The sequence below is a fragment of the Trichocoleus sp. FACHB-6 genome (assembly GCF_014695815.1).
In the GTDB taxonomy this organism is placed as follows: Bacteria; Cyanobacteriota; Cyanobacteriia; order Cyanobacteriales; family FACHB-T130; genus Funiculus; species Funiculus sociatus.
Genome location: NZ_JACJOY010000055.1, coordinates 41,853 through 63,498, shown reverse-complemented (window position 1 = coordinate 63,498; position 21,646 = coordinate 41,853). Strand labels below are relative to the sequence as shown.

The 21,646-nt window shown below is 45.4% G+C and carries 23 protein-coding genes; 12 read left to right on the top strand and 11 right to left on the bottom strand.

What is annotated here, in order from left to right:
- Window positions 1–217: 217 nt before the first annotated feature.
- The 7 genes from H6F66_RS10520 to H6F66_RS10490 all read left to right on the top strand — a co-directional run bounded on the left by H6F66_RS10520 (window position 218) and on the right by H6F66_RS10490 (window position 5,325).
- Window positions 218–820: a glutathione binding-like protein gene (locus H6F66_RS10520; RefSeq protein ID WP_190420910.1), complete on the top strand. Its 603-nt coding sequence runs from the start codon at window positions 218–220 to the stop codon at window positions 818–820.
- 261 nt (window positions 821–1,081) lie between these two features.
- The gene (locus H6F66_RS10515; protein WP_206755780.1) at window positions 1,082–2,335 is read left to right on the top strand and encodes a serine/threonine-protein kinase; all 1,254 of its coding nucleotides are present in this window, start codon (window positions 1,082–1,084) and stop codon (window positions 2,333–2,335) included.
- 32 nt (window positions 2,336–2,367) lie between these two features.
- On the top strand, window positions 2,368–2,505 hold the full coding sequence (locus H6F66_RS10510) for a hypothetical protein (protein ID WP_190420906.1): 138 nt from the start codon (window positions 2,368–2,370) through the stop codon (window positions 2,503–2,505).
- 192 nt (window positions 2,506–2,697) lie between these two features.
- Window positions 2,698–2,844 (top strand): hypothetical protein, encoded by a 147-nt coding sequence (locus H6F66_RS10505; protein WP_190420904.1) that lies wholly within the window; start codon window positions 2,698–2,700, stop codon window positions 2,842–2,844.
- A gap of 93 nt (window positions 2,845–2,937) precedes the next feature.
- Window positions 2,938–3,702: a methyltransferase domain-containing protein gene (locus tag H6F66_RS10500; protein WP_190420902.1), complete on the top strand. Its 765-nt coding sequence runs from the start codon at window positions 2,938–2,940 to the stop codon at window positions 3,700–3,702.
- A 30-nt stretch (window positions 3,703–3,732) separates the two neighbouring features.
- Complete coding sequence (locus H6F66_RS10495; protein ID WP_190420900.1) at window positions 3,733–3,951, top strand: hypothetical protein; 219 nt, start codon at window positions 3,733–3,735, stop codon at window positions 3,949–3,951.
- Window positions 3,952–4,221: 270 nt separating this feature from the next.
- On the top strand, window positions 4,222–5,325 hold the full coding sequence (locus H6F66_RS10490; RefSeq protein ID WP_190420898.1) for a TRAP transporter substrate-binding protein: 1,104 nt from the start codon (window positions 4,222–4,224) through the stop codon (window positions 5,323–5,325).
- 19 nt (window positions 5,326–5,344) lie between these two features.
- Here H6F66_RS10490 and H6F66_RS10485 read toward each other — a convergent pair whose 3' ends face one another.
- The 5 genes from H6F66_RS10485 to H6F66_RS28865 form a co-directional block, all read right to left on the bottom strand.
- The gene (locus H6F66_RS10485) at window positions 5,345–6,682 is read right to left on the bottom strand and encodes a TRAP transporter large permease subunit (RefSeq protein WP_190420896.1); all 1,338 of its coding nucleotides are present in this window, start codon (window positions 6,680–6,682) and stop codon (window positions 5,345–5,347) included.
- Window positions 6,666–7,220: a TRAP transporter small permease subunit gene (locus H6F66_RS10480; protein ID WP_190420894.1), complete on the bottom strand. Its 555-nt coding sequence runs from the start codon at window positions 7,218–7,220 to the stop codon at window positions 6,666–6,668. Before H6F66_RS10480 ends, H6F66_RS10485 begins: the two co-directional genes overlap by 17 nt.
- Window positions 7,221–7,357: 137 nt before the next feature.
- Window positions 7,358–8,578 (bottom strand): M20 family metallopeptidase, encoded by a 1,221-nt coding sequence (locus H6F66_RS10475; protein ID WP_190420892.1) that lies wholly within the window; start codon window positions 8,576–8,578, stop codon window positions 7,358–7,360.
- A gap of 122 nt (window positions 8,579–8,700) precedes the next feature.
- Entirely contained in the window at window positions 8,701–9,387 is a 687-nt protein-coding gene (gene bioD, locus H6F66_RS10470) for a dethiobiotin synthase (protein WP_190420890.1), read from the bottom strand.
- A 101-nt stretch (window positions 9,388–9,488) separates the two neighbouring features.
- Window positions 9,489–11,501: a serine/threonine-protein kinase gene (locus H6F66_RS28865; protein WP_190420888.1), complete on the bottom strand. Its 2,013-nt coding sequence runs from the start codon at window positions 11,499–11,501 to the stop codon at window positions 9,489–9,491.
- A gap of 597 nt (window positions 11,502–12,098) precedes the next feature.
- Between H6F66_RS28865 and H6F66_RS10460 the strand changes: the two genes are divergently transcribed.
- Window positions 12,099–13,091, top strand: a complete 993-nt coding sequence (locus H6F66_RS10460) for a ribose-phosphate pyrophosphokinase (protein WP_190420886.1) — start codon at window positions 12,099–12,101, stop codon at window positions 13,089–13,091.
- A 214-nt stretch (window positions 13,092–13,305) separates the two neighbouring features.
- Here the strand turns inward: H6F66_RS10460 and H6F66_RS10455 are convergent, their stop codons facing one another.
- The 3 genes from H6F66_RS10455 to H6F66_RS10445 are packed head-to-tail and all read right to left on the bottom strand — an operon-like array spanning window position 13,306 to window position 15,234.
- Entirely contained in the window at window positions 13,306–13,764 is a 459-nt protein-coding gene (locus H6F66_RS10455) for an NUDIX hydrolase (protein ID WP_190420884.1), read from the bottom strand.
- A gap of 8 nt (window positions 13,765–13,772) precedes the next feature.
- On the bottom strand, window positions 13,773–14,228 hold the full coding sequence (locus H6F66_RS10450; protein ID WP_190420882.1) for a DUF3531 family protein: 456 nt from the start codon (window positions 14,226–14,228) through the stop codon (window positions 13,773–13,775).
- A 13-nt stretch (window positions 14,229–14,241) separates the two neighbouring features.
- Window positions 14,242–15,234 carry a Sll0314/Alr1548 family TPR repeat-containing protein gene (locus tag H6F66_RS10445; RefSeq protein WP_190420880.1) on the bottom strand — a complete coding sequence of 331 codons (993 nt, stop codon included), beginning with the start codon at window positions 15,232–15,234 and terminating at the stop codon, window positions 14,242–14,244.
- Between the two features lie 359 nt (window positions 15,235–15,593).
- Here H6F66_RS10445 and H6F66_RS10440 point away from each other — a divergent pair, with 359 nt between their 5' ends.
- Genes H6F66_RS10440 through H6F66_RS10430 form a run of 3 tightly spaced genes read left to right on the top strand, consistent with a single transcriptional unit; the run spans window position 15,594 to window position 17,965 of the window.
- Window positions 15,594–16,265: an energy-coupling factor ABC transporter ATP-binding protein gene (locus H6F66_RS10440; protein ID WP_190420878.1), complete on the top strand. Its 672-nt coding sequence runs from the start codon at window positions 15,594–15,596 to the stop codon at window positions 16,263–16,265.
- 30 nt (window positions 16,266–16,295) lie between these two features.
- A complete protein-coding gene (gene rsmG / locus H6F66_RS10435; protein ID WP_190420876.1) occupies window positions 16,296–17,042 on the top strand; it encodes a 16S rRNA (guanine(527)-N(7))-methyltransferase RsmG in 747 nt (248 codons plus the stop codon).
- 53 nt (window positions 17,043–17,095) lie between these two features.
- A complete protein-coding gene (locus H6F66_RS10430; RefSeq protein WP_190420875.1) occupies window positions 17,096–17,965 on the top strand; it encodes an SAM-dependent methyltransferase in 870 nt (289 codons plus the stop codon).
- A 102-nt stretch (window positions 17,966–18,067) separates the two neighbouring features.
- Here H6F66_RS10430 and speY read toward each other — a convergent pair whose 3' ends face one another.
- Window positions 18,068–19,261, bottom strand: coding sequence for a deoxyhypusine synthase (gene speY, locus H6F66_RS10425; protein ID WP_190420873.1), 1,194 nt, complete (start codon window positions 19,259–19,261; stop codon window positions 18,068–18,070).
- Between the two features lie 105 nt (window positions 19,262–19,366).
- Window positions 19,367–19,894, bottom strand: a complete 528-nt coding sequence (locus H6F66_RS10420; protein ID WP_190420871.1) for an O-acetyl-ADP-ribose deacetylase — start codon at window positions 19,892–19,894, stop codon at window positions 19,367–19,369.
- A 271-nt stretch (window positions 19,895–20,165) separates the two neighbouring features.
- Between H6F66_RS10420 and H6F66_RS10415 the strand changes: the two genes are divergently transcribed.
- A complete protein-coding gene (locus H6F66_RS10415; RefSeq protein WP_190420869.1) occupies window positions 20,166–20,471 on the top strand; it encodes a hypothetical protein in 306 nt (101 codons plus the stop codon).
- A gap of 34 nt (window positions 20,472–20,505) precedes the next feature.
- Here the strand turns inward: H6F66_RS10415 and H6F66_RS10410 are convergent, their stop codons facing one another.
- Window positions 20,506–21,603 carry a response regulator gene (locus H6F66_RS10410; protein WP_190420867.1) on the bottom strand — a complete coding sequence of 366 codons (1,098 nt, stop codon included), beginning with the start codon at window positions 21,601–21,603 and terminating at the stop codon, window positions 20,506–20,508.
- Window positions 21,604–21,646: the final 43 nt, after the last annotated feature.

Here is a 21,646-nt window from a genome sequence, read left to right as displayed (position 1 = left end):
GCTTGTTTTGAACTTTGGGGGCTGAAATTATGGTAGTTGCTTCTACGGGGGAGTCTGTGGAAGTAAAAATGTCCGATGAATAAAGTCGCGATTAAACAAAGCCTGCCTTCGCAGACTAATATTTGTAACAACGGGATGCTTCCGTGTGGAAGCGATCGCTTCTAGGCAATTCAAGCTACACTACCCTCGGTAAACGGCAATTCTCAGGAGTAAAATCATGATTGACCTTTACACCTTCACAACACCGAACGGGCGCAAGGCTTCTGTCATGTTGGAGGAAGTTGAGCTTCCTTACAACGTCCACAAGATTGATATAACCAAAAATGAGCAATTTACTCCAGAATTTGTAGCAATTAATCCCAATAGCAAGATTCCCGCTGTTATTGACCGAGACACCGACATGACAATTTTTGAGTCTGGTGCCATCCTGATTTATCTAGCAGAGAAAACTGGCAAATTTCTGCCCGCTGAACAAAAAGGTCGCTTTCAAGTGCTGGAATGGCTAATGTTTCAGATGGCAAGCGTGGGGCCGATGTTTGGTCAATTGAACCACTTTAAAAAGTTTGCCCCAGAAAAGATTCCTTACGCAATTGAACGATATGAAAAAGAAACCTTGAGGCTTTACGGGGTTTTAGATAAACAACTCTCTGAACGTGAATTTATCTGTGATCACTACTCGATTGCGGATATGGCGACATTTCCTTGGGTTGCCATTTATGAATTTCAAGGTTTAACACTAGATAATCATCCAAATCTCAAACGTTGGGTTGAGACAATTCAGCAGCGTCCGGCTGTGCAACGTGGGATGAAAGTACCATAGGAAATGAAAATTTAAAAAGCCAAAGAAAGGAATTATCGGCAGCATTCCATTTCTGTATCCCTGACTTAAAGGGTGGGACTGTAAGAACAAAGACCACCTATGCGGACTATAGAGACGTGAAATTTCACGTCTCTACATAATAAATTTGAAACTAGCAAAGGCGGGTTTAATTTGTATAGCCGCGAATGCCTTTTATCAGAGCATTTTGAATTTTGAAAGGATTTACTATAGATTCAATCTGCTCATTCTCTCTTAATTATCGTGTACTGCCTCAATCCCAATTGCCAAAAACCTACCAGCAACTCACCAGGAACCAAGTTTTGCTTAACTTGTGGAACCTTGCTGCTACTAAAAGACCGTTACCGCGCTATTAATTTCCTCGGTGCAGGTGGTATGGGCAGAAATTTCTTAGCGGTGGATGAAGACACGCCCTTAAAAAAGCCTTGCGTGATTAAGCAGTTTTGCCCAGCGCCCGAAATTCAAAATAATCGTGCTGCATTCCAGAAAGCCATAGAACTTTTTAACCGAGAAGCAGCGCAATTAGACCGACTAGGCGATGAATCTCCCCAAATTCCCCGCCTGCTGGCACACATTGAACAGGATAAGCGCCTGTATTTTGTGCAGGAATTCATCGACGGACAGAATTTACTTCAAGAATTGGAACAGGGAGAAACCTACAGCGGAGTACAAATTCGTCAGTTGTTGGCTGATTTATTACCAGTGCTAAAATTCATCCATCAGCAGGGAGTAGTTCACCGGGATATCAAGCCAGACAATATAATGCGCCGTCACCGGAATAACCAGCTAGTGCTGATAGACTTCGGCATCTCCAAAGAACTGAGTGGTACAGTGATGCGAATGGGGACAACCGTGGGAACCTTGGGATATGCGCCACCAGAACAAATGACCTATGGCGTAGCTTATCCAGCGAGTGACCTTTATGCTTTGGGCGCGACTTGCATCCATCTGCTAACGGACGTTTTTCCGAATGAATTTTTTAACCCCCAGGAAAAACGCTGGCTATGGCAAGATGTGCTTTCGTCACGTGGGACTGCTGTCAACGAACAGTTAGGGCAAATTTTGGACAAAATGCTCAAAGTTGACGTAGGGGAACGGTATCAATCAGTTGATGAGGTGCTAGAAGTCCTAAAGCTAGAGGTAGGAACAAACAATCAAACAAACTTAAATCCTTCCATAATTGGGACTTGGCATGGCAAATTTAGTAACAAGCCCGCCAGTCTTATTGTTACTCGTCGGTCAAATAACGTATTTCATGGAACCTTGAGTGTTAACGAGTGGATTAGTAAAAATAAAATTGATGTTGAGGTTTATTTTAACCCACTAACAAATAAGATAATTATACGAGAGATACGAATTATTCCGGGTTCAATAGGTGGGTGGAAGTTGGTAGAAAATAATGAAGGAATTTTATCATTAGACGGAAAGCAAATGATAGGTAAGGGTAAAAGTTACGGTTCATACTCATGGTCATTCTCTAAATCAGACCACAAGTAGTTTGGTCAACTGTTTTTCACCAAGTGAGTAGTATGGAAATTGCCTTAGAGATTTTCCAACAAACTCTCAGTTTTGATTATCCACCATTACCGGATAAAGAACTGGCTCATGGTGCAGAGAAATTTTGCTATAACTTAATAAAAGGGAATGGGCAAATCAGCAATCGATGAATATCTGAAACTTAGTTGCAGAATAGCCAAGTATTTCGATAGTTAATTCAGGAATACTCATTATGACAGTGAATCCAAGAATAGAAAAAATTATATAGCGGTTCTCGGTTGTGTGAGGTACAGTCTCAAAACTGGAAAGCTTGATAATACTGGATTTTGGTGTACCTCACTCGTATAAGAACCGCTATATCTATGATTGTACAGCTACCAGTTGAGGAACTTGTAGCACTAAGGCCAAAAGTTGAAGAAAGACTCGATACACTTACAATGATTGAAGTAGCTGAAACCCAGTTTCAGTCGCGGGAACCAGAGGAAGATATTGATAACGAGGAAGCCTAAATCAGCAGAAATATGGCTAGGACGTTTTCCGTTTAGCGATCGCGCTTAGACAAAATTTAGGCTTACTCTTCTTTTAGCAGTTTATCGTAACAAATGACTGACAAAATCAAAACTACCCTCCAAAAATTCCACCTAGCGGCGATCATCTTTTTCATCATCAGCTTAGTGATGGTGAAGCCAGCGATCGCATCCCCTACAGCCTCCTCCGAAACCTCTGTTTATCAACATCGAATAGTTCACAGTTCCGAAGGTATCGGCAAATTTTACATGGGTCGAGAAATAGCAAAAGTGATGGGACACACGGGCGCTATGTGGCTGGAAAGACCTAGTAGAGAAGCGGAGGAAAAACCTAGCAAAATAATAACTTCTCTGGCTTTAAAACCAACTGATGTTGTAGCAGATATCGGCGCAGGAACTGGTTATTTAAGTTTTCAGATTGCGCCGCTGGTTCCAGAGGGAAAAGTGCTGGCGGTGGATGTTCAACTGGAAATGTTAGATATTATTAATTTTTTGAAAAAAGAGAATAAAATTTTTAATGTGGAGCCAATTATAGGCGAAGAAAGCGACCCAAACCTTCCAGATAATAGTATTAATTTAGCTCTAATGGTGGATGCTTACCATGAGTTTGCTTATCCTAGAGAAATGATGCTGGGAATAGTCAAAGCGCTTAAACCGGATGGACGAGTGGTTTTAGTGGAATATCGAGGTGAAAATCCTTTTGTTCTAATCAAAGGGCTGCACAAAATGACTCAGAAGCAAGTGAAAAAAGAAATGTCGGCGGTGGGTTTGGAATGGTTGGAAACTAAAAGTATTTTACCTCAGCAACATATTTTGGTATTTAAAAAGCAGAAAAAATAAGTATCTCTTATTTTTTTGTGCATAGAAAGGTTGCAAGAATATATTCTCATCGATATTGAGCAAATTCCTGTAGAATACTTCTGTTGTAAGTCAAAGGTTCAATGGGTACTTTATAGTTATGTGGAAGGCGAGAAAGTAAATTTTGTTAGGGTTAATTTAAAAAGCGCGATCGCATTTATCTATGATGTTATTTCCCTAGAAATACTCATAAAGCTAAAGGAGGCAATATTTCGGGCTGTTCCCGTATAACAATTCAAGGGTTAGGTGCGATACATCTGTAAGGACATGGCAATGTCATGTCCTTACCAACATGGACTAAACGTAAGCACTGTGATGTATTCGACCCAACTGAAAAACGCTATATTTTAAACAAAAAGTTATATAAAAATAATTTCCTAAAGCGGGGATTTTAATCACAACAGTGCCATCGTAAAAAATATTAACAACAAGGAAACTCTTATGTGTTCTAAAATACAAAATTTCCCAACAACGGGTTTCCTAGCTCTTTAAGCAAAACTTATGAAACGAAGACAATTTGTTAGCACCACTGCTATCGGTGCCACCAGTGCGGCGGCGCTTGCTGCCTGTAGCCGGACAGCCACAGGGCCAGGTGTTCAGGCCAACACCCAACCAAGGATTCGGTGGAGGATGGCGACTAGCTGGCCTAAATCGCTTGACACAATTTTTGGAGGAGCAGATACCGTTTGCAAGCGCGTCAGCGAAATGACCAATGGACGTTTTACGATTACACCCTTTGCAGCAGGTGAAATTGTGCCTGGGCTACAGGTTTTAGACGCTGTGCAAACTGGGACTGTGGAATGCGGTCACACAGCCAGCTATTACTATGTGGGAAAAAATCCCGCCCTTGGCTTTGGGACAACCGTGCCTTTTGGTCTTAATGCCCAACAGCAGAACTCATGGCTATATCATGGCGGCGGACTGGATGCAATGCACAAGCTCTACGCAGATTTTAATGTCATTAACTTTCCCGCAGGCAACACTGGCACCCAGATGGGAGGCTGGTTTAAGCGAGAAATCAAGTCAGTTGCTGACCTGAACGGCTTGAAGATGCGTATCCCTGGATTAGGCGGTGAGGTGATGAACCGCTTAGGTGTGAATGTCCAGGTGCTACCTGGAGGCGAAGTATATCTAGCCCTCGACCGGGGAGCAATTGATGCAGCAGAGTGGGTTGGCCCCTACGATGACGAAAAGCTGGGCTTAAACAAAGCTGCACAGTTCTACTACTACCCCGGCTGGTGGGAACCAGGGGCGACGTTAGAGATGCAAGTTAACAAGTCTCAGTGGGAGAGATTGCCCAAAGACTATCAGCAAGTCTTGAAGACTGCGACTATGGAGGCAAACCTGAATATGCTGGCTCAATATGATGCCTTAAATGGGCAGGCATTAAGAAGGTTAGTTGCAGCTGGCACTAAGCTAACACCCTACAGCAAAGAAATTATGCAAGCAGCCCAGAAAGCATCGTTTGATCTTTATGAGCAAAATGCTGCAAAAAATGCCACATTTAAACAAGTTTATGAACAGTGGAAGGCATTTCGAGAGCAGGTTTATAAGTGGAATCAAGTCAATGAATTGAGCTATGCAAATTTTACTTATCCGCAGTAAAGGCGAGGCAATACTAGCCTTAAAGCTTGAGAGAAGGTAGGAAACTAACAATGCCTGGGAAAGCAATAATCAACACCAGAACTAGCAACTGAAGCAGGATAAATGGCACAGCACCCCGGTAGATATCGGTTGTGGTAACTTCCGGCGGTGCGACACCGCGCAGATAAAACAGGGCAAAACCAAAGGGAGGTGTGAGAAAAGATGTTTGTAGGTTCGCTCCTAAAACAACGCCATACCAAACGAGGTCAATTCCCAATTGCTGAGCCACGGGGACAAATAAAGGGATGACGATAAAGGCGATTTCAAAAAAGTCGATAAAGAAGCCGAGTGCAAATACCACCAGCATACTAACGACTAAAAAGCCAGTTTTGCCACCGGGGAGGTTAGAGAGAACGTCGAACATAAAGCGATCGCCATTTAATCCCCGGAACACCAAACTAAACGCCGTCGAACCAAACAAGATGAAAATTACCATGCTAGTAATTCGCAGCGTGGCATCGCAAACCGCCTGCAATGCCGGCACACTTAGCCTTCGGTTTGCAGCAGCCAGCGCGATCGCTCCCAAGCACCCAACGGCACCCGCTTCGGTCGGTGTGGCAATTCCAAAAAAGATGCTACCCAATACCAACAAAATCAACACCAACGGTGGCACCATAGCCTTCAGCACCCGCAACCCCAGCGCCTTACCACCGATATCCCGCACTGAAAGCGGCAATGCTGGTGCTACCTCTGGCTTGAGAAACGCCACAATCACTACGTGTAAGGCAAAGGCACCCGCCATCATTAAACCCGGAATCACCGAACCAATAAACAAGTCGCCCACCGACACACCCAACTGATCCCCCAGTACCACCAGCACCACGCTGGGGGGAATAATCTGCCCTAAAGTACCAGAAGCAACAATCACGCCAGTAGCGAGTTCTTTGTTGTAGCCGTAGCGCAGCATCACTGGCAGGGAAATCAGGCCCATCGCCACCACAGTTGCCGCCACCACCCCAGTAGTCGCCGCTAATAGTGCCCCCACCAGAACCACAGCCAAAGCGATCCCACCGCGCAGCCGCCCGAACAAAATCCCCATCGTTTCGAGTAATTGCTCTGCAATGCCCGATTTCTCCAGCATTGACCCCATGAAGATGAAGTAAGGAATCGCCAGCAACGTGTAATTCGCCATGATGCCAAAAATCCGCTGGGGCATCGCCGTCAAGAAAACTGGGTCAAAAACGCCCAGCCCTACTCCCAACAAGGTAAAGAAAATTGCCACACCCCCCAGAGAGAAGGCCACGGGGTAGCCAAGCGATAGCAAAACTAAGGCTCCACCAAACATCACTGGGCCTAACCACTCATAATCCAGGGTCATGGTGTTCCTCCTGAGGCGCTAACTTGCCAGTGAAAATTGCAAAATTTTTAATTGCCTCGGAAATGCCTTGGAGAATCAGCAGTCCGAAGCTGATGATAATCATGGATTTAATCGGATAACGCGGTAAACCGCCTGGGTCTGGGGAATTTTCCCAAATCTTCCAAGAATTAAGAATCGTATCCCAGGAGAAATAAATCACCATTAGACAAAAGGGAATCAGAAAGAATAACGTCCCGAACAGGTCAGCTAGTGCTTTCCACTTACGATTCCAGCGACTATAAAAAATATCTACGCGGACGTGTTCGTTGTGTTTTAGGGCGTAGGCTGCTCCTAATAAGAAAACTAGGTCAAATATATACCACTGGGTTTCCAGAAAGGCGTTAGAAGTCAGGTTTTGCCCAATCAATCGCCCAATGTAGCGCCCAGCGACGTTCCACACTCCCACCAGTACCATCAGCAGCACTAGCCAGTAGGTTAAGCGTCCGATGCGTTCATTTACAGCGTCGATGATTCTAGATATCCGTAACAGCTGCTGCAATGCGTTTTCTCCCCAACTACATGAAAAATCATCTCATAGGCTTCATTTCACCTCAAGTGTTTTTAAACGCAAAAGTACGCAAAGTTTTAGAAACTTTGCGTTTTTCAACTTATGAAGTATAAATTTTATACTTTTTTTTAACTTTTCAAAGCACAGAATTTCTCGACCAAACGAACAAATATTTCTACACCCATCCCCAAGGCTGTTTCGTCAAAGTTAAATCGCGGATGATGGTGCGGATATGCTAAATCTTTGTCTGGATTCGCTGAACCCAAAAAGAAATAGCAACCAGGTATAGCCTCAAGGAAAAAGGACATATCTTCACCGCCCATTGTTTGGCATTCTGGCACAATTCCTAGAGGAGTTTCTATTACGCCTTCTGCCACAGAACGGACTAATTCCGCTATTTTTGCATCATTAATCACTGCTGGGTAATGTCGCTGGTAGTCTAATTTATATGTAGCTCCGTGACTTTGGCAAACCCCAGCGATAATCTGCTCAAGTCGCTGGGGAATTAATTCTCCTAATGCAGGATTAAAATATCTTACAGTTCCGCTGAGATAGGCGGTATCAGCAATTACGTTGACTGCTGTGCCTGCATGAATTTCGCCAACGGTAACGACTGCTGACTCTAGCGGGGAAACATTACGCGCCACAATCGTTTGCAAGGCAGTAACAATATGAGCGGCGACTAAAATTGAATCTACTGTTTGTTGCGGAATGGCTCCGTGTCCGCCTTTACCCTGAATTGTGCAGCGAAAGCTTTCTGTTGCTGCCATCAAGGCACCGTTGCGAACGCCGACTGTACCCAGTGGCAGGTTGTTCCACAAATGAAGCCCGACTATAGCATCAACCTGCGGATTTTGCAAGACTCCAGCTTCAATCATTGGCTTGGCACCTCCCGGCCCTTCCTCAGCGGGTTGGAAGATAATCTTTACGGTGCCTGTGAAGTCTTGGCGATGCTGGGAGAGATAAAAGGCAGTGGAAAGCGCGATCGCAGTATGTCCATCATGACCGCAAGCGTGCATCACTCCATCATGCTGCGACCGATAAGGCACATCGTTCTGTTCCTGAATTGGCAGCGCGTCCATATCTGCCCGAATCGCCAGCACTTTACCTGGTTTATCCCCATGAATTGTGGCAACAATTCCGGTTTGGGCAATGCCAGTTTGATGCTCAATTCCCCATTCTTGTAATTTTTGGGAAATTAACTCAGATGTGAGATGTTCTCTAAAGCCTAATTCAGGTTTTTGATGCAGTCGCCGCCGCAATTCTACGATAGTTGGCTGTAATTCTTGAATTTCCCGACGAATGCGAGATATATCAACAGGAAGCGGGCTTAAAGAAGTGGAAACCATGAGTGGATTTTGAATTTTGGATTTTGCGGGGGCGAAGGAGTTTCTGAAGCTCCAATGATTTCGGATTAGTAAATTTTGGATTTTGGACTATCAAAAGCAACCAACAACTGAAAATACAAAATCTAAAATTTAAAATCTAAAATCCTCTCTATATCTAACTGTGACGCAACTTGTGTCAGTTTGGCTAGATCGGTCGCGTCAGCTAGATGGGGGATGATGCCAAAAACTGGCGCATTGGTTAAAGACTGAATCAAGTCTACTGGTGTCAAATCGGCAATTTCTTGGTCTGAACGAGGTTGAGTGCAATTGAGGACAATGCCTTTAAGTTTGACACCAGATTGACGAGCAAGAGCGACATTAGCGACAGCTTGCGCGATCGCGCCCAATCTTACAGGTACTACCAAAACCGTTGGTAAACCCCAATCCCGCGCCAAATCTGCCACAGTGAGTTCATACGTCACAGGCGAACCCAATCCCCCCAGCGCTTCCACTAGCAAAAAATCACGCGATCGCTGTAGATTTTGAAACGCTTGCCAAGCTTTGCCCAAATCAATATTCGCTCCTTCTCGCTCGGCTGCTATGGGAGGTGCTAGAGGTGCTTGGAAATACAAAGGGTTAATTTCATCCAGAGATTGATTCAGGGAAAATAGCTGATTGTAAAGTTCCCTATCTCCAGTTCCCGACTGAATCGGCTTCATTATCCCTAAACTTTTAGCAGAATAATACGTCTGCCAATAAGCCGCCAAAGCCGTTGTCAAAACTGTTTTCCCAGCGTCCGTATCGGTTCCAGTAATTAGTAATGTGTTCAAAGTAGTTTTCAGTTAGTTGGGAATGGGGGAATTGGGAATTGGGAATGGGGGAATTGGGAAAAAGTCTTACCTAGTCCGTAGTCACCAGTCCCCAGTCCCTATTACCGCACAGCAATATCCAGAGTAAAGGCAGTATCCTGGGACGCTATCACATCAATTTGATACTCACCGCTACGAGGTGCCTCAAATTCCCAAGCCAAAACGCCAGAAGCGTCTGGCACTAGGCGACCGCTAGGAAAGCGAAGATCCAAAGTTGCCCCTCCAGGCTGGATATCCACCTTTAGTCTCTGCCCACGCCGAACATTCACCAAATAACGCTTAATCCTTTGCGGGCTGGTTCTAGCCGAAACCTGCACTGCTTGCTCGCCTGGTGGGAAGCTAATCGGCTCAACGTCAAATTCGCCACCAGTCGGCGTTGGTGTAGGTGTAGGTGTCGGTGTTGGTGTCGGTGTCGGTGTAGGTGTAGGGTTGCTCAGGCTAATCTGCAAGTTGTATTCGCTCGCTTGCAGCCCTTTAATGGGACTCAGGGCAATAGTGTAGTTACCTGTATAGGGGAGGGTGCCTCTCCAGCCCAGAACCCGCTTGGCACGCTCATTGAGAGGCGTTTGGTCTGGCCCCAACACCGTCATTAAAACGCCTTCGCCACTCAGGAAGGTATCTAGCTGTTGTCCTTGTTCGCCAGAAATGGTGTAATTAAGTGTTTCGTTCTCTTTGAGATTTCCTTGTTTGGTAATGGTTTGGCCGGTCGCTATTTCTAGGCGCTGGCTATAAGTAACAGGTTCCTGATTGGGCGTGGGGGTGGGACTGGGTGTTGGCGTAGGCGTGGGTGTCGGGCTAAGTGTCGGTGCTGGGGTATCAGTGAATACGGGGGTTGGTGTTGGTTGCGGCTGTTGCCGATTGAAAGCACTAACTAGCGCCCAAGATCCGAAACCAGCTAGTAAAGCCAGACAAAGTGTAAGGAAACCAATCGCCCACGGGTCTTGTAAAAAAGTCGGGCGATCGCTTACTTCCGGAATTACTGGATCGGGCCGATTTGGACGACCGACGTTGGGATTGGGATCTGGCCGATTTGGCGTGTTGGGGGTGGGATTGACCGGATCTGGCCGCCGTCCGACAGCTACTGTGTTTATCTGGGAGGTAGTCGGCTTTGGAGGCTGTGGAGTTGGGGCTGGTGGTGGGGGAGTTACCGGGCCTGGTTGGGTAGGTTGGGGAGGATTGACGGGGGGTGGGGAGATGTAATAAGGCTGGGGTGGAGGTGGCGCAAAGGTAGGATTAGTCAAAGCTTGCAGTGATTGCATGACTTCTCCGGCACCTTGGTAGCGATCGCCTGGTCGATAACTCAACATCCGATCTAGCACTTGTGCCAAGCCATCGCTGACATTGACCCACTTGCGCCAATTCCAAACCAGCTGGACATCATCAAATAATTCTCGTGGTTCTTTGCCAGTTAGCAGCACTATACAAGTCACCGCTAAAGCGTAGAGGTCACTTGAGGGATAAGCACGCCCTGACTGCATTTGTTCGCTGGGGGCGTAACCCAACTTACCCACCGTTGTCGCTATTGGCATTGTTACATTCGGTGAGTGAAACCGGGTTGCCAGTTCCTTCACCACGCCAAAATCGATGAGAACGGGCAGGCGATCGCTTTCTCGCAAAATAATATTGTCCGGCGCAATATCCCGGTGAATAATGCCGAATTTGTGAATGTGCGCCAAGACTGGCAACAAATTCCGCAAAAATTGCAATACTTCCGCCTCCGAGAAGGCGCTACCCTGAGTGCGACGCTCATCCAACAGTGTGCGATAAGTCTTCCCCTCTACATAGTCCTGCACCAAGAACAAGCGCTGGTCTTGCTCAAAAGTAGCCCGGAACTGGGGAATCTGGGGGTGCTGAATTTGATAGAGAGTTGTTGCCTCCCGTTGAAACAGTTCCCTTGCCTTATCCAGCAGGTTAGTCGAATCCGAGGGCGGAATCAACTCCTTGAGGGCGCAGCTTTCATTAAAGCGCCCTTGGTCTTCTGCTAGATAAGTTCGGCCAAACCCCCCCTGACCGAGAACGCCGATCAAGCGGTAGCGGTTTTGCAGAATTGTTCCAATGGGAATTGGTGGTTGCATAAACAGTGACTGGGGACTGGGGAGGAAGGGAGTGGGGATGGGGGATTGGGGGCTGGGAAAATAATATTAACAACTTACCAATCTCACCATTGTTAGTTATAATATCAAGCTGAATTCGAGACTAAGCCCTACGATCTATTGTGCCAAATGCTGCCGCTTACGCTTTTTTGTCAGACGCTGCTCTCACAGCCATAGGTAGCGATCGCGTAAGGCGCACTCGCCGACGCTCGTGTTGTTCAACTTGTTAAATCAAAAGCGTCTTTGCCAATAAAGTTTAGCTTAGTTAGACTGAAGTAAATGAAATCAAATTTCAGTCCAATATCAGCATAAATACGTAGACTCTACAATTTTACAATCTACTTGCTGCTTTTTGCTTGTAGGCTATTCTATGTAAATGGTGTGCCGTTTCCAGCTTAATTGACCAGATAGACCTCAAACATAACAATAGCAAGTTAATTTTTTTTGTTTACAGATTAACTTTTTAGATATTGTGTGACGATTGATTCACACATTTATACCTTATTTACAAAGAAATCATAGAGCGATTTTGAGTGAGAATGATAAGATTGCGATTGAAGTAGCTCTTGAGGGTCTGCTGTGCTCCGTTCTCCAACTTTAACGCTTCAGCCTACACTGCCACCGATTGCGGACAACAACCGTCTGCGACTGTTTTCCGGCTCTGCTAATGTGCCACTATCTCAGGAAGTTGCTCGCTATCTTGGCATGGACTTGGGACCAATGGTTCGCAAGCGGTTTGCTGATGGAGAGCTTTACATTCAAATTCAGGAATCGATTCGGGGATGTGATGTTTACCTAATTCAGCCAACTTGCCAACCAGTGAACGATCACTTGATGGAGTTGTTGATTATGGTTGATGCTTGTCGTAGAGCATCAGCGCGGCAAATAACCGCAGTAATTCCTTACTATGGCTATGCCAGGGCAGACCGCAAAACAGCGGGGCGCGAGTCAATTACCGCCAAGCTGGTTGCGAACCTGATTACTGAGGCTGGAGCCAGCCGCATTCTGGCAATGGATTTACATTCAGCCCAAATTCAGGGCTATTTTGATATTCCATTTGACCATGTTTACGGCTCACCTGTACTGATAGATTATCTGGCAAATAAGCAACTATCCGATCTGGTTGTAGTTTCACCCGATGTGGGTGGTGTGGCTAGAGCTAGAGCATTTGCCAAAAAGCTAAACGATGCGCCGCTGGCAATTATTGATAAGCGTCGGCAGGCGCATAACGTGGCGGAAGTGATGAATCTGATCGGTGATGTCGAGGGTAAAACAGCCGTCTTGGTAGACGACATGATCGATACTGGCGGCACCATCTCTGAAGGCGCTAGGTTATTACGACAAGAGGGCGCGCGTCAGGTATATGCTTGTGCTACCCATGCGGTTTTCTCGCCTCCAGCAATTGATCGCCTTTCGAGTGGTGTATTTGAGGAAGTGATTGTCACAAATACCATCCCGGTTCCTGAGCGCGATCGCTTTCAACAGTTGACGGTACTTTCAGTAGCCAATGTGATAGGTGAAACTATCTGGCGGATTCACGAAGATAGTTCTGTCAGCAGTATGTTCCGCTAAAAAAGGCGCTCAGACTTTGGTCTGGCGCATAAATAAAGCCTGCCGACTCAGGCTTTATTTTAGGGAGTCTGCCTTATCTTCCAGGCTCCGCTTGGGAATGCCGTTATGGTGCCGGAGCCTGATAATTTCATCGAAAGGGGTGTTTTCAAAAGTTAGTTCCCAGGCTGAGTCTGGGAACTAGATCGGGGAACATTCTTTAGTTGCCCTTGCATTTTTACAAGTAATCAAAAAACTGCTCTGGCACTAACCGTAATTCTCCCGATTTAAAGCGGTTAATATCTACCCAAAGTGCTGTTTTTTTCCTATCGCCTTCAGCAAAAGGAATTTGTTCCATCTGATAAAACTTGGGATCGGCAAAATCGCATTCATACAATTGAATAATTTCGTGACCAGGCTTGCCGTTGAACACAAAGATATTTTCCAGACAGCCCAGATAACGAATGTTAGTTAATTCTGCCTGGATTTCTTCTTGAAATTCGCGTTTCAAGGCTATCTCACTGGTTTCTCCAAAGTCAACGCCGCCGCCTAAAGCGCGATAAAAGGTTTCCTGCTTAACGGGGTCATAGCCTTCAGATATAAAGATGCGATCGCCTTTGGCATATCCCCCTTGCGACTTCTCGCCATCTCGAATTAAACCCAGTACCAGCAGCCGAATCTGACCTTCTTTGTGCATCGTTTGTCCTAATTCTCGTCGTAAATAAAAGCAGACCGACTCTCGCTACCTTTAATAGGCCAATCCTCGTTTTCGCCGCCAATGTACAGGCGTTCCAGAGTTACGTATTCGTTGCTTAACTGTTTGAGTGCGTTAATCACGATATCAAGCGCGATCGCATCACTCGTTCCCAAATCAAACCAGCATCTCGCCCAATTCCCCTCATACTCAAATTCGCCCATATTGTGCATGAGCGAAACCATACTATTTTCAGCCGCGTCAGTGTCATAATCCATATAGCTGATATCCAAACCAGTATCCTGAACCTGGATATTTTCAGCATTAAAACCTCCCAGTTTTCCCAAGAAAAACCAGGAGTTAAACACTTCTTCAACGTACTGCTTTTCCATTTGAGAAGGAGTTATGCTGAACTCCAGCCAAATCCACAGGTCAAAAGGATTATACTCGCGAAAAATTACGTGCATTGTTTTAAACTATCTATTCTAGGGGTGGCATTTTTGCAGGGCCCCAACTACCACTTGCATCCCTAATTTTATCTCGCATCCCATCGCAATCCCGTTCTTTACTATCAACGCTTTTTTGGTTTTTGCACTGCTCATAGAACATTTGTGCTACAAGGGTTTTGGGAAGTTGATTAGGTTTTGCTAAAGCGGCGTTGAAATCCTTCTTAGCTTCATTGAAAAGAGATTGGTCTTTTTGCTTCTTGCCTTTCGCGACTAAGATTTGAGCTTTTAAATAGTGTACCTCTGGATTGTTGGGCGTTACTGCCAAAGCGCGATTTACATATTCCAGCGCCTTGTCGTAGTCTTTCAAATCCCGGTGTCCAACTGCAATCCCACGATAAGCCAAATAAGAGGGGCCTGCTTTTTCTAAGCGTTCAATTGCTTGCTTGGGATTAGAAAATGGTAAATTGACAGCCATCATCAAATCCATATACCCCTTAAGTAAGTTGAGTTCTGCGTCGTCAGAACCTACTTTTTCCGCCTTATCCAGATATGTGAATACCTCCTGCAACTTATTCAAAGCTTGAGAACCGCCTTTGATGGGATCGTTATTGACAAGACTAAGGTTATATGCACCCTGTAAGAAATGCCCAACTGCTGTGTATAAATTGCCACGCAAAGGATTTCTGGTAGTTAGCTGTTCAGCCGTTTTGAGAGTTTTCTCAGCGTAAGTGTTAACGCTATTCCAGTCCTGCTCAGTGTAAGCTAAAGATGCCCGCATTGCGTAGACGAGCGGTTCATTAGGTTCACTAGATTCCGCTTGTTGTAGGTAAAGCTTTGCTTGTGGATAGTTCCCCGTCTCAAAGATAGCCTTGAAAGCAGCTTCAGTCTGGTTTCCAATCTGCCCTGAGTTGCTGGAACGGAAGGGATCGCCAGCTAGAGTAGGGGTAGGGAATAAACTGAGTGCAGTCAAGGAAGCACTAGCGATCGCGCCAACAATCCGCAATTGTACAGAAAACCGAGCCATGATCGTCATCCTCACTAAACCATTAGCTTGAGTGAATGCTGTCTCTAATTTTCAATGCTATCTAACAACACCGTAAGATACGCTGCTGTGATACCTGAACATTCTGAGACAAGCAGTGTATAATTAGTCACCCTTTAACAAAAAGAGCGATCCAACAGTTTGACGCTATTAATAATTTCAGGTTCCAGAAAAATTCGGTTAGTTTGTTCGTCAGTGGCAAATCCGTTGTCCGAAAAACAGGTTTCTAGATGCAGTTTTTTTATTCCCACTTATTTTAAGTAAAAATTAAAGCAGGCTAATTCGCTTAGGATGATGCCCTTACAAGTTTGGCAATTTTTTCTTTTCTACTCCCAGAATTGATGCTCTATCTCAAAAACCTGACTTATCACCCCCCCGCTACCCCAACTGCTATCCTGAATTCCATTAATTTAGAACTAGCGCCAAACGGCCTTGGTCTTGTGATTGGGCCAAGTGGATCTGGCAAAAGCACATTTTTGGAAATTTTGGCAGGTCTGGCAGAAAAAACCGATGGCGGTGTTTTCTGGCGAGACCAGGAACTCACTCCCGAACACCTGCAACAGCTGGCAGGATTGGTATTTCAGTTTCCGGAGCGGCATTTCTGCGGTGGTACGATTTTAGAGGAACTGCGGCTGGGTCATCCAGAGTTGGGAGCTGAAAAAGTCAAGGCAGCTCTTTGTGAAGTAAGTTTAGATCATCTGTCGCTTTCCACGTCACCGCATTCTCTGAGCGGGGGTCAGCAGCGCCGCCTTGCTCTAGCAGTACAGCTGATTCGCCAACCACATTTACTTTTGTTGGATGAACCAACAGCGGGGCTAGATTGGTCAATGCGGCTTCAGTTGGTGAAGTTATTAGGTAAACTAAAAACTCATTGGACGTTGTTGGTGGTCACTCACGATGCAAGTGACTTATTAGCGATCGCTGACCAATGCTGGACAATCGATCGTGGAGAATTACAATCGGTAGACCCCGGGACGCTAGGATCTAAAATCGAAGCAGTCATTAGTCATTAGTCAGCACCAATAACTAATGACCATAGAAAAATGAGCGATATCGAAATGCCAATACTGCCTGAGATGGCTGATGTATGGCAGCAAACACTGGGTTGGCAACCTGATAGTGAACAGCAAAAGCTATTTCAGCAGCTTTATGAGTTGATTTTGGCAGGGAACCGCCAGCTGAACTTAACCAGGATTACGTCACCGGAGGAGTTCTGGGAAAAACACCTGTGGGATTCTCTGCGGGGAATTTTTAGCCAGAAATCTGAAAAAATTGCTGGTTTATCTGGCAAAGCGATCGATATTGGAACTGGGGCAGGATTTCCGGGAATTCCGATAGCGATCGCTTTCCCTAATTACACTGTCAGCTTACTCGATGCCACCCGTAAAAAAATCGCCTTTCTGGAAAATACGACCTCAGAGCTGGGTCTGACAAATGTCAATACAATTACTGGTAGAGCTGAAGAAATCGGTCAATATCCTTCTGACCGAAATGCTTACAACCTCGCTCTAATCAGGGCAGTAGCTGAGCCTTCTGTCTGTGCCGAGTATGCGCTACCATTGCTGAAACGCGGCGGGTTAGCCATCCTCTATCGCGGACAGTGGACAACTGAGGAAAACGATACCCTACAACCAGCCCTAGAAAAATTAGGCGGCATTGTTGAATCCATCGAGGAATTTACTACTCCTTGTAGTGGAAGCATTCGTCACTGTCTTTACCTCCGGAAAGTGGCACCCACACCGAGAGAATTTCCCCGTGCTGTTGGTGTGCCTGCCCAAAAGCCACTGTAAATAATTATGCTTGTTACCAGGCTCAGCTTGAGAACGAGAAACAGGAGAAGTTTATGAGCATTGAGTGGGGCAAGTCAACCAATAAGGGAACTGCCATGCTAAAACTGGCTCATCAGTTTCACAGCGAAGCGATTTTAAAGGATGAGTACGTCGGCTGGTTTTTTGATGAATCGATAGTAAGCTCTCTTCAAGAGAATCCTCTGAATGTTGATTCCGCAAAAGATGATGCGGAAAGATTTCAGCAGATTGCTTACTGGTACACGATTCTCAGAGAAAAGCATGGTGATGAAGCGATTGAAGATGCGATCGCGTCAGGATGTAAACAGCTTATCCTTCTAGGAGCAGGTTACGACACGAGATTTTTCCGCCTTCCTTGTGTGAGAGAGAATTCTATTGTCACCTTTGAAGTCGATCTACCGCAGACAATTGATGATAAAAAGAGATACTTGATTGAAAGATTAGGCAATATTCCTCCAGGGTTGTCACACATTCCTCTAGATTTCAATCAAGACAATCTCAGCAGTATTTTTCAGTATGGTTTTGACAAAACAATTCCTACTGCTTATATCTGGCAAGGAGTTAGCTACTATTTGCCCAAAGAGAGTGTTTCCAATTTCCTCGACTTCATCAAAGCGCAAATGGCACCAGGTTCAGTTTTCGTCTTTGACTGTTGTTCACCACTAATGACTTTCAAAAACGATTTAGTTCCAGGTATAGCTTCCAGCATTGATAAACTCAGTGAAATCGGTGAGCCATATCTATTTGGTATGTATAGCAATGAGATGGAAGCATGGCTGAGAGAAAAAAGCTTATCTGACATTCAAATTTTGCAGCAAGATGACTTGGAAGCGAAGTTTCTCCACAAGCGGACGTTACCAAATAATATGTGGTATGTAGTGACTGCTAAACTTCCTCGTTCCTAGGCTCAACTTCCCTCGTAAGACAGAAAATATCAGGCACCGTGCTTACGCGCCGCTTCGCTAACAAAATCAGCATTCCCAGTCAGAGACTGGGAACGAGAAATACTACTGAGTATTAGGAATCACCCTGCCGCAGGGATAAGTTGCTACAGGTTGCTCACCAGAAGCACTCTCAGCAACAGCAGCCGGGATGTCTTCAATTGGCTGGGTTTTTGCCGCCAGATAATCTGTACGCAATTTATCCAACATTTCTTCCCGCCTGTCATACAACCGCTTTAAAGCGCGAGGCTGGCACTGGTTCATCACGTAGGCAGTGATAATCGGTAGGGCAATGGTGCTGTCGGTGTAACAGACAATCGTGCTGGGTAACTCTTCCGGATCAATTTTGCCCCAGCTGACGGCTTCGCTTGGGGTAGCACCAGACAAACCACCTGTATCTGGACGAGCATCGGTGACTTGAACGAAGTAGTCGTGACCTCGTTCTTCTAATCCCAGCACTTCGTGAAGTTGCGGTTGGGTTTGCAGCAGGAAGTTTTTCGGGCTACCGCCGCCAATGATGACAGCAGCGCTTTTACCTTCTACATCTGGGTTGCCAGTTTCACGGGCGCAGTATGCGATCGCAGCTGTCTCGTTCACGTCTAGGGATGGATCTATTATTAATTTTGACCCTTCCAGCGACAAAGCCGCGACGTTCATCCCAATCGAACTATCTCCGGGGGAAGAAGTATAAATGGGAACGCCACACTCATAAGCAGTCGCTAACAAACTAGAATTTTTTACCCCAACTTGCTTTTCTACTTCCCGAACATATTTGCCTAGCAAGTAGTGAAATTCGGCAGTTCCCATCCGCTTCTGGAACGGTTCGGCTTGCAGAATCTTGCGGATGAAGGCATCGGTTTCGAGCAACACGTCGTAGCCAAAAACGATGTCATAAATGCGAATGGTGCCTTCCTCGCGCAACTTGACATCATCAACAAACGGATTACCTGTATAAAGGTCAAAACCCAAACCAAAGTGCATATCGTGGTAAAGATTAGCACCCGTGCTGATCATCCAGTCAATAAAGCCGTGGCGGATCAGTGGTGCTAAAATTCCTACTCCCATCCCAGTTGGTGTCATAGCACCGGATAGGCTAACTCCGACTGTGACACCTTCTTGTAATACCTCGCGACTCAACAGGTGACACATTTCTCGCAGACGAGCGGAGTTGTAGGCACTGAAGTAATTATCAACTAGATCCACGACGTTAATCGTCCCTGGCATAGGCGCGGGTGCGATTTTGTTACCCGATTTGGACATTTTTATACTCGCAAAAGAATGAACGCCATTGTCAATATAACCAGCGATGGTGGAGGAGATACCCAGCTGGAGTAGCAACAGTAAAGAGGATTGAAGAAGCGATCGCTATTCTGCCTGTAAAATTTCATTGATAGCAGCACGATAAGAATTGTAGGCTGATTCCCCAAAGCATACAAAAATCACCTGTTCGACTGAGGCATTCCCCTCCAGAAACTTTTTTACCTCACTCACAGCAATTCGGGCGGCGCGTTCTATCGGGAACCCATAGACACCCGTGCTGATAGCAGGAAAAGCGATGCTGCGTATCTCGTATTGCTTTGCTATAGCTAGACAACTGCGATAACAACTAGCTAAAAGCTCATCCTCCTGATAGTTGCCTCCCTGCCAAATAGGGCCGACTGTATGAATTACCCATTTAGCAGGAAGATTATAACCCTTGGTAATCTTTGCCTGACCTGTGGCGCAGCCCTTGAGCTGGCGACATTCTACCAACAATTCTGGCCCAGCAGCTCGGTGAATTGCCCCATCGACACCGCCGCCACCGAGTAAAGAGGTATTCGCCGCATTAGCGATCGCATCTACCTTTTGCTGGGTAATATCACCTTGAATGACAGCTATTTTGCCTAAATTCATGGAATTTGTAAATTTAAAGCTATATGATTGGGCTAACATTTCAATTTTGCCTGGATTTAGCTTATTTGTTGCATTTGCCACACTCCAATTGTTGTGTAGACCATAAAAACGGCATAGGACAGCTTAGCGCATAGCAGCGATTCACGAAAATGGCATCTAGCATAAGTATGGGGATCACCGCAATTCGCTAAATCTAAAAATTTTGTAGACTAGGAAAAGGCAATTATCATGCCTTAAATCCGGAGAAAAATTAAGTATCTCTCAAGACACTATGACCAACAATATTTCCTCTAATACATCTAGCGTTACATCATCACCTCAGCCTCAAACCAATCAACGTTGGCCTACTTTTTTGGAAATGTTGCAGCGACTGCATCAGGAGGGTATATATATTCATCCCGAACATCTAGCAGAATTTTTACTTTTCCACGGACTCCCTGTTAACCTTTGTTATGTACCTAAACATTTGAAGAGCAAAGCTGCTTTCATTAACAAGAACTACCACGGGGATATGGCTGATATAATTGAAGAACCTGATGATGTTGCTTCTCAGTTTCCCTGGTTGAATCAGAATTAAAGACGGAAATTCGTAAATTAAAAAGTTAGCATTTTCAATTTGCTATTGGCAAAGCAACGCGCACGATAGTTTTCTCCTGGGGAATACTATCAACTTCTAATTCTCCACCGTGCAGCTCGATTAAGTGTTTAGCAATTAGCAGCCCTAAGCCAGGCCCTTGCTGCGACGAAAGTTTGCGCTCAAATCGCATATAAGCTCCCATCATCGCAATTTGTTCTACTGTCATTCCCTTGCCATAGTCAGTTATAAACAGCACAAAAGTGCTATTTTCATACTTACTAGCGACGCGAATCTTACTTCTGGGAGAGGAAAACTTACAGGCATTGTCTACCAGTTCTTCAACAATTTTTTGCAGTTTTTTCTGAGAAATGGAGACAGATGCATCTTGCAGGTCTAATACTAAATCCATTTCTCTACCAGCTTGCTTAGCTTTTTGAGTTGCTGCGTCTATTATGGCGTTTTTAGCGGAATCAGTGCGGCTATTTTGTCGTAACGCTTCTATTTGCTCTGGATCGGTTCCAATTAGTTCTAGTTGAGCGTACAGTAAAAAATTCTGAACTAATTTAGATAAACGTTCCGCAGAGGTACGAATATCACCTGCTATTTCTAGGATTTCTTGCGGTTCTAGGTCGTTGGCTTCATCAATTAGTAATTGCGAACCGCACAAGATTCCATTAAGGGGTGTATGAAGTTCGTGGGGAAGGGTAAGGGTGATATTGGTACGTAAATTATTGAGTTGCTGTTGCGATTGTCGGTTAACTGCTGCCTGTTTTTCCAAACGTGTAGCAATCGCTCTCAATAACTCGCCTCTAGTAAACGGCTTGGCGAGGTAGTCGTCTGCACCCAATTCCATCCCTTGACGCAAATCAGTTTTAGCAGCTTTGGCTGTGAGAAAAATGAAGGGAATTGTCGCTGTCACAGCGTTAGATCGTAGCGCCGTCAATACACCATAACCATCGAGTTTTGGCATCCGCGCATCCGAGATAATCAAATCTGGGAGTTGTTCAGTAGCCAACTGCAACCCTATCTGACCATTTTCCGCAGCAAGAGCGTTGTAACCCTCTGCCTTCAACAACTCCAGAATGTTCTCTCTGATTGATGTCTCGTCTTCAATTACCAAAATCTTTGTCATAACCTAACAGCCGGAGAGCCTGTCGTTGTGATGCCCGCGCTAC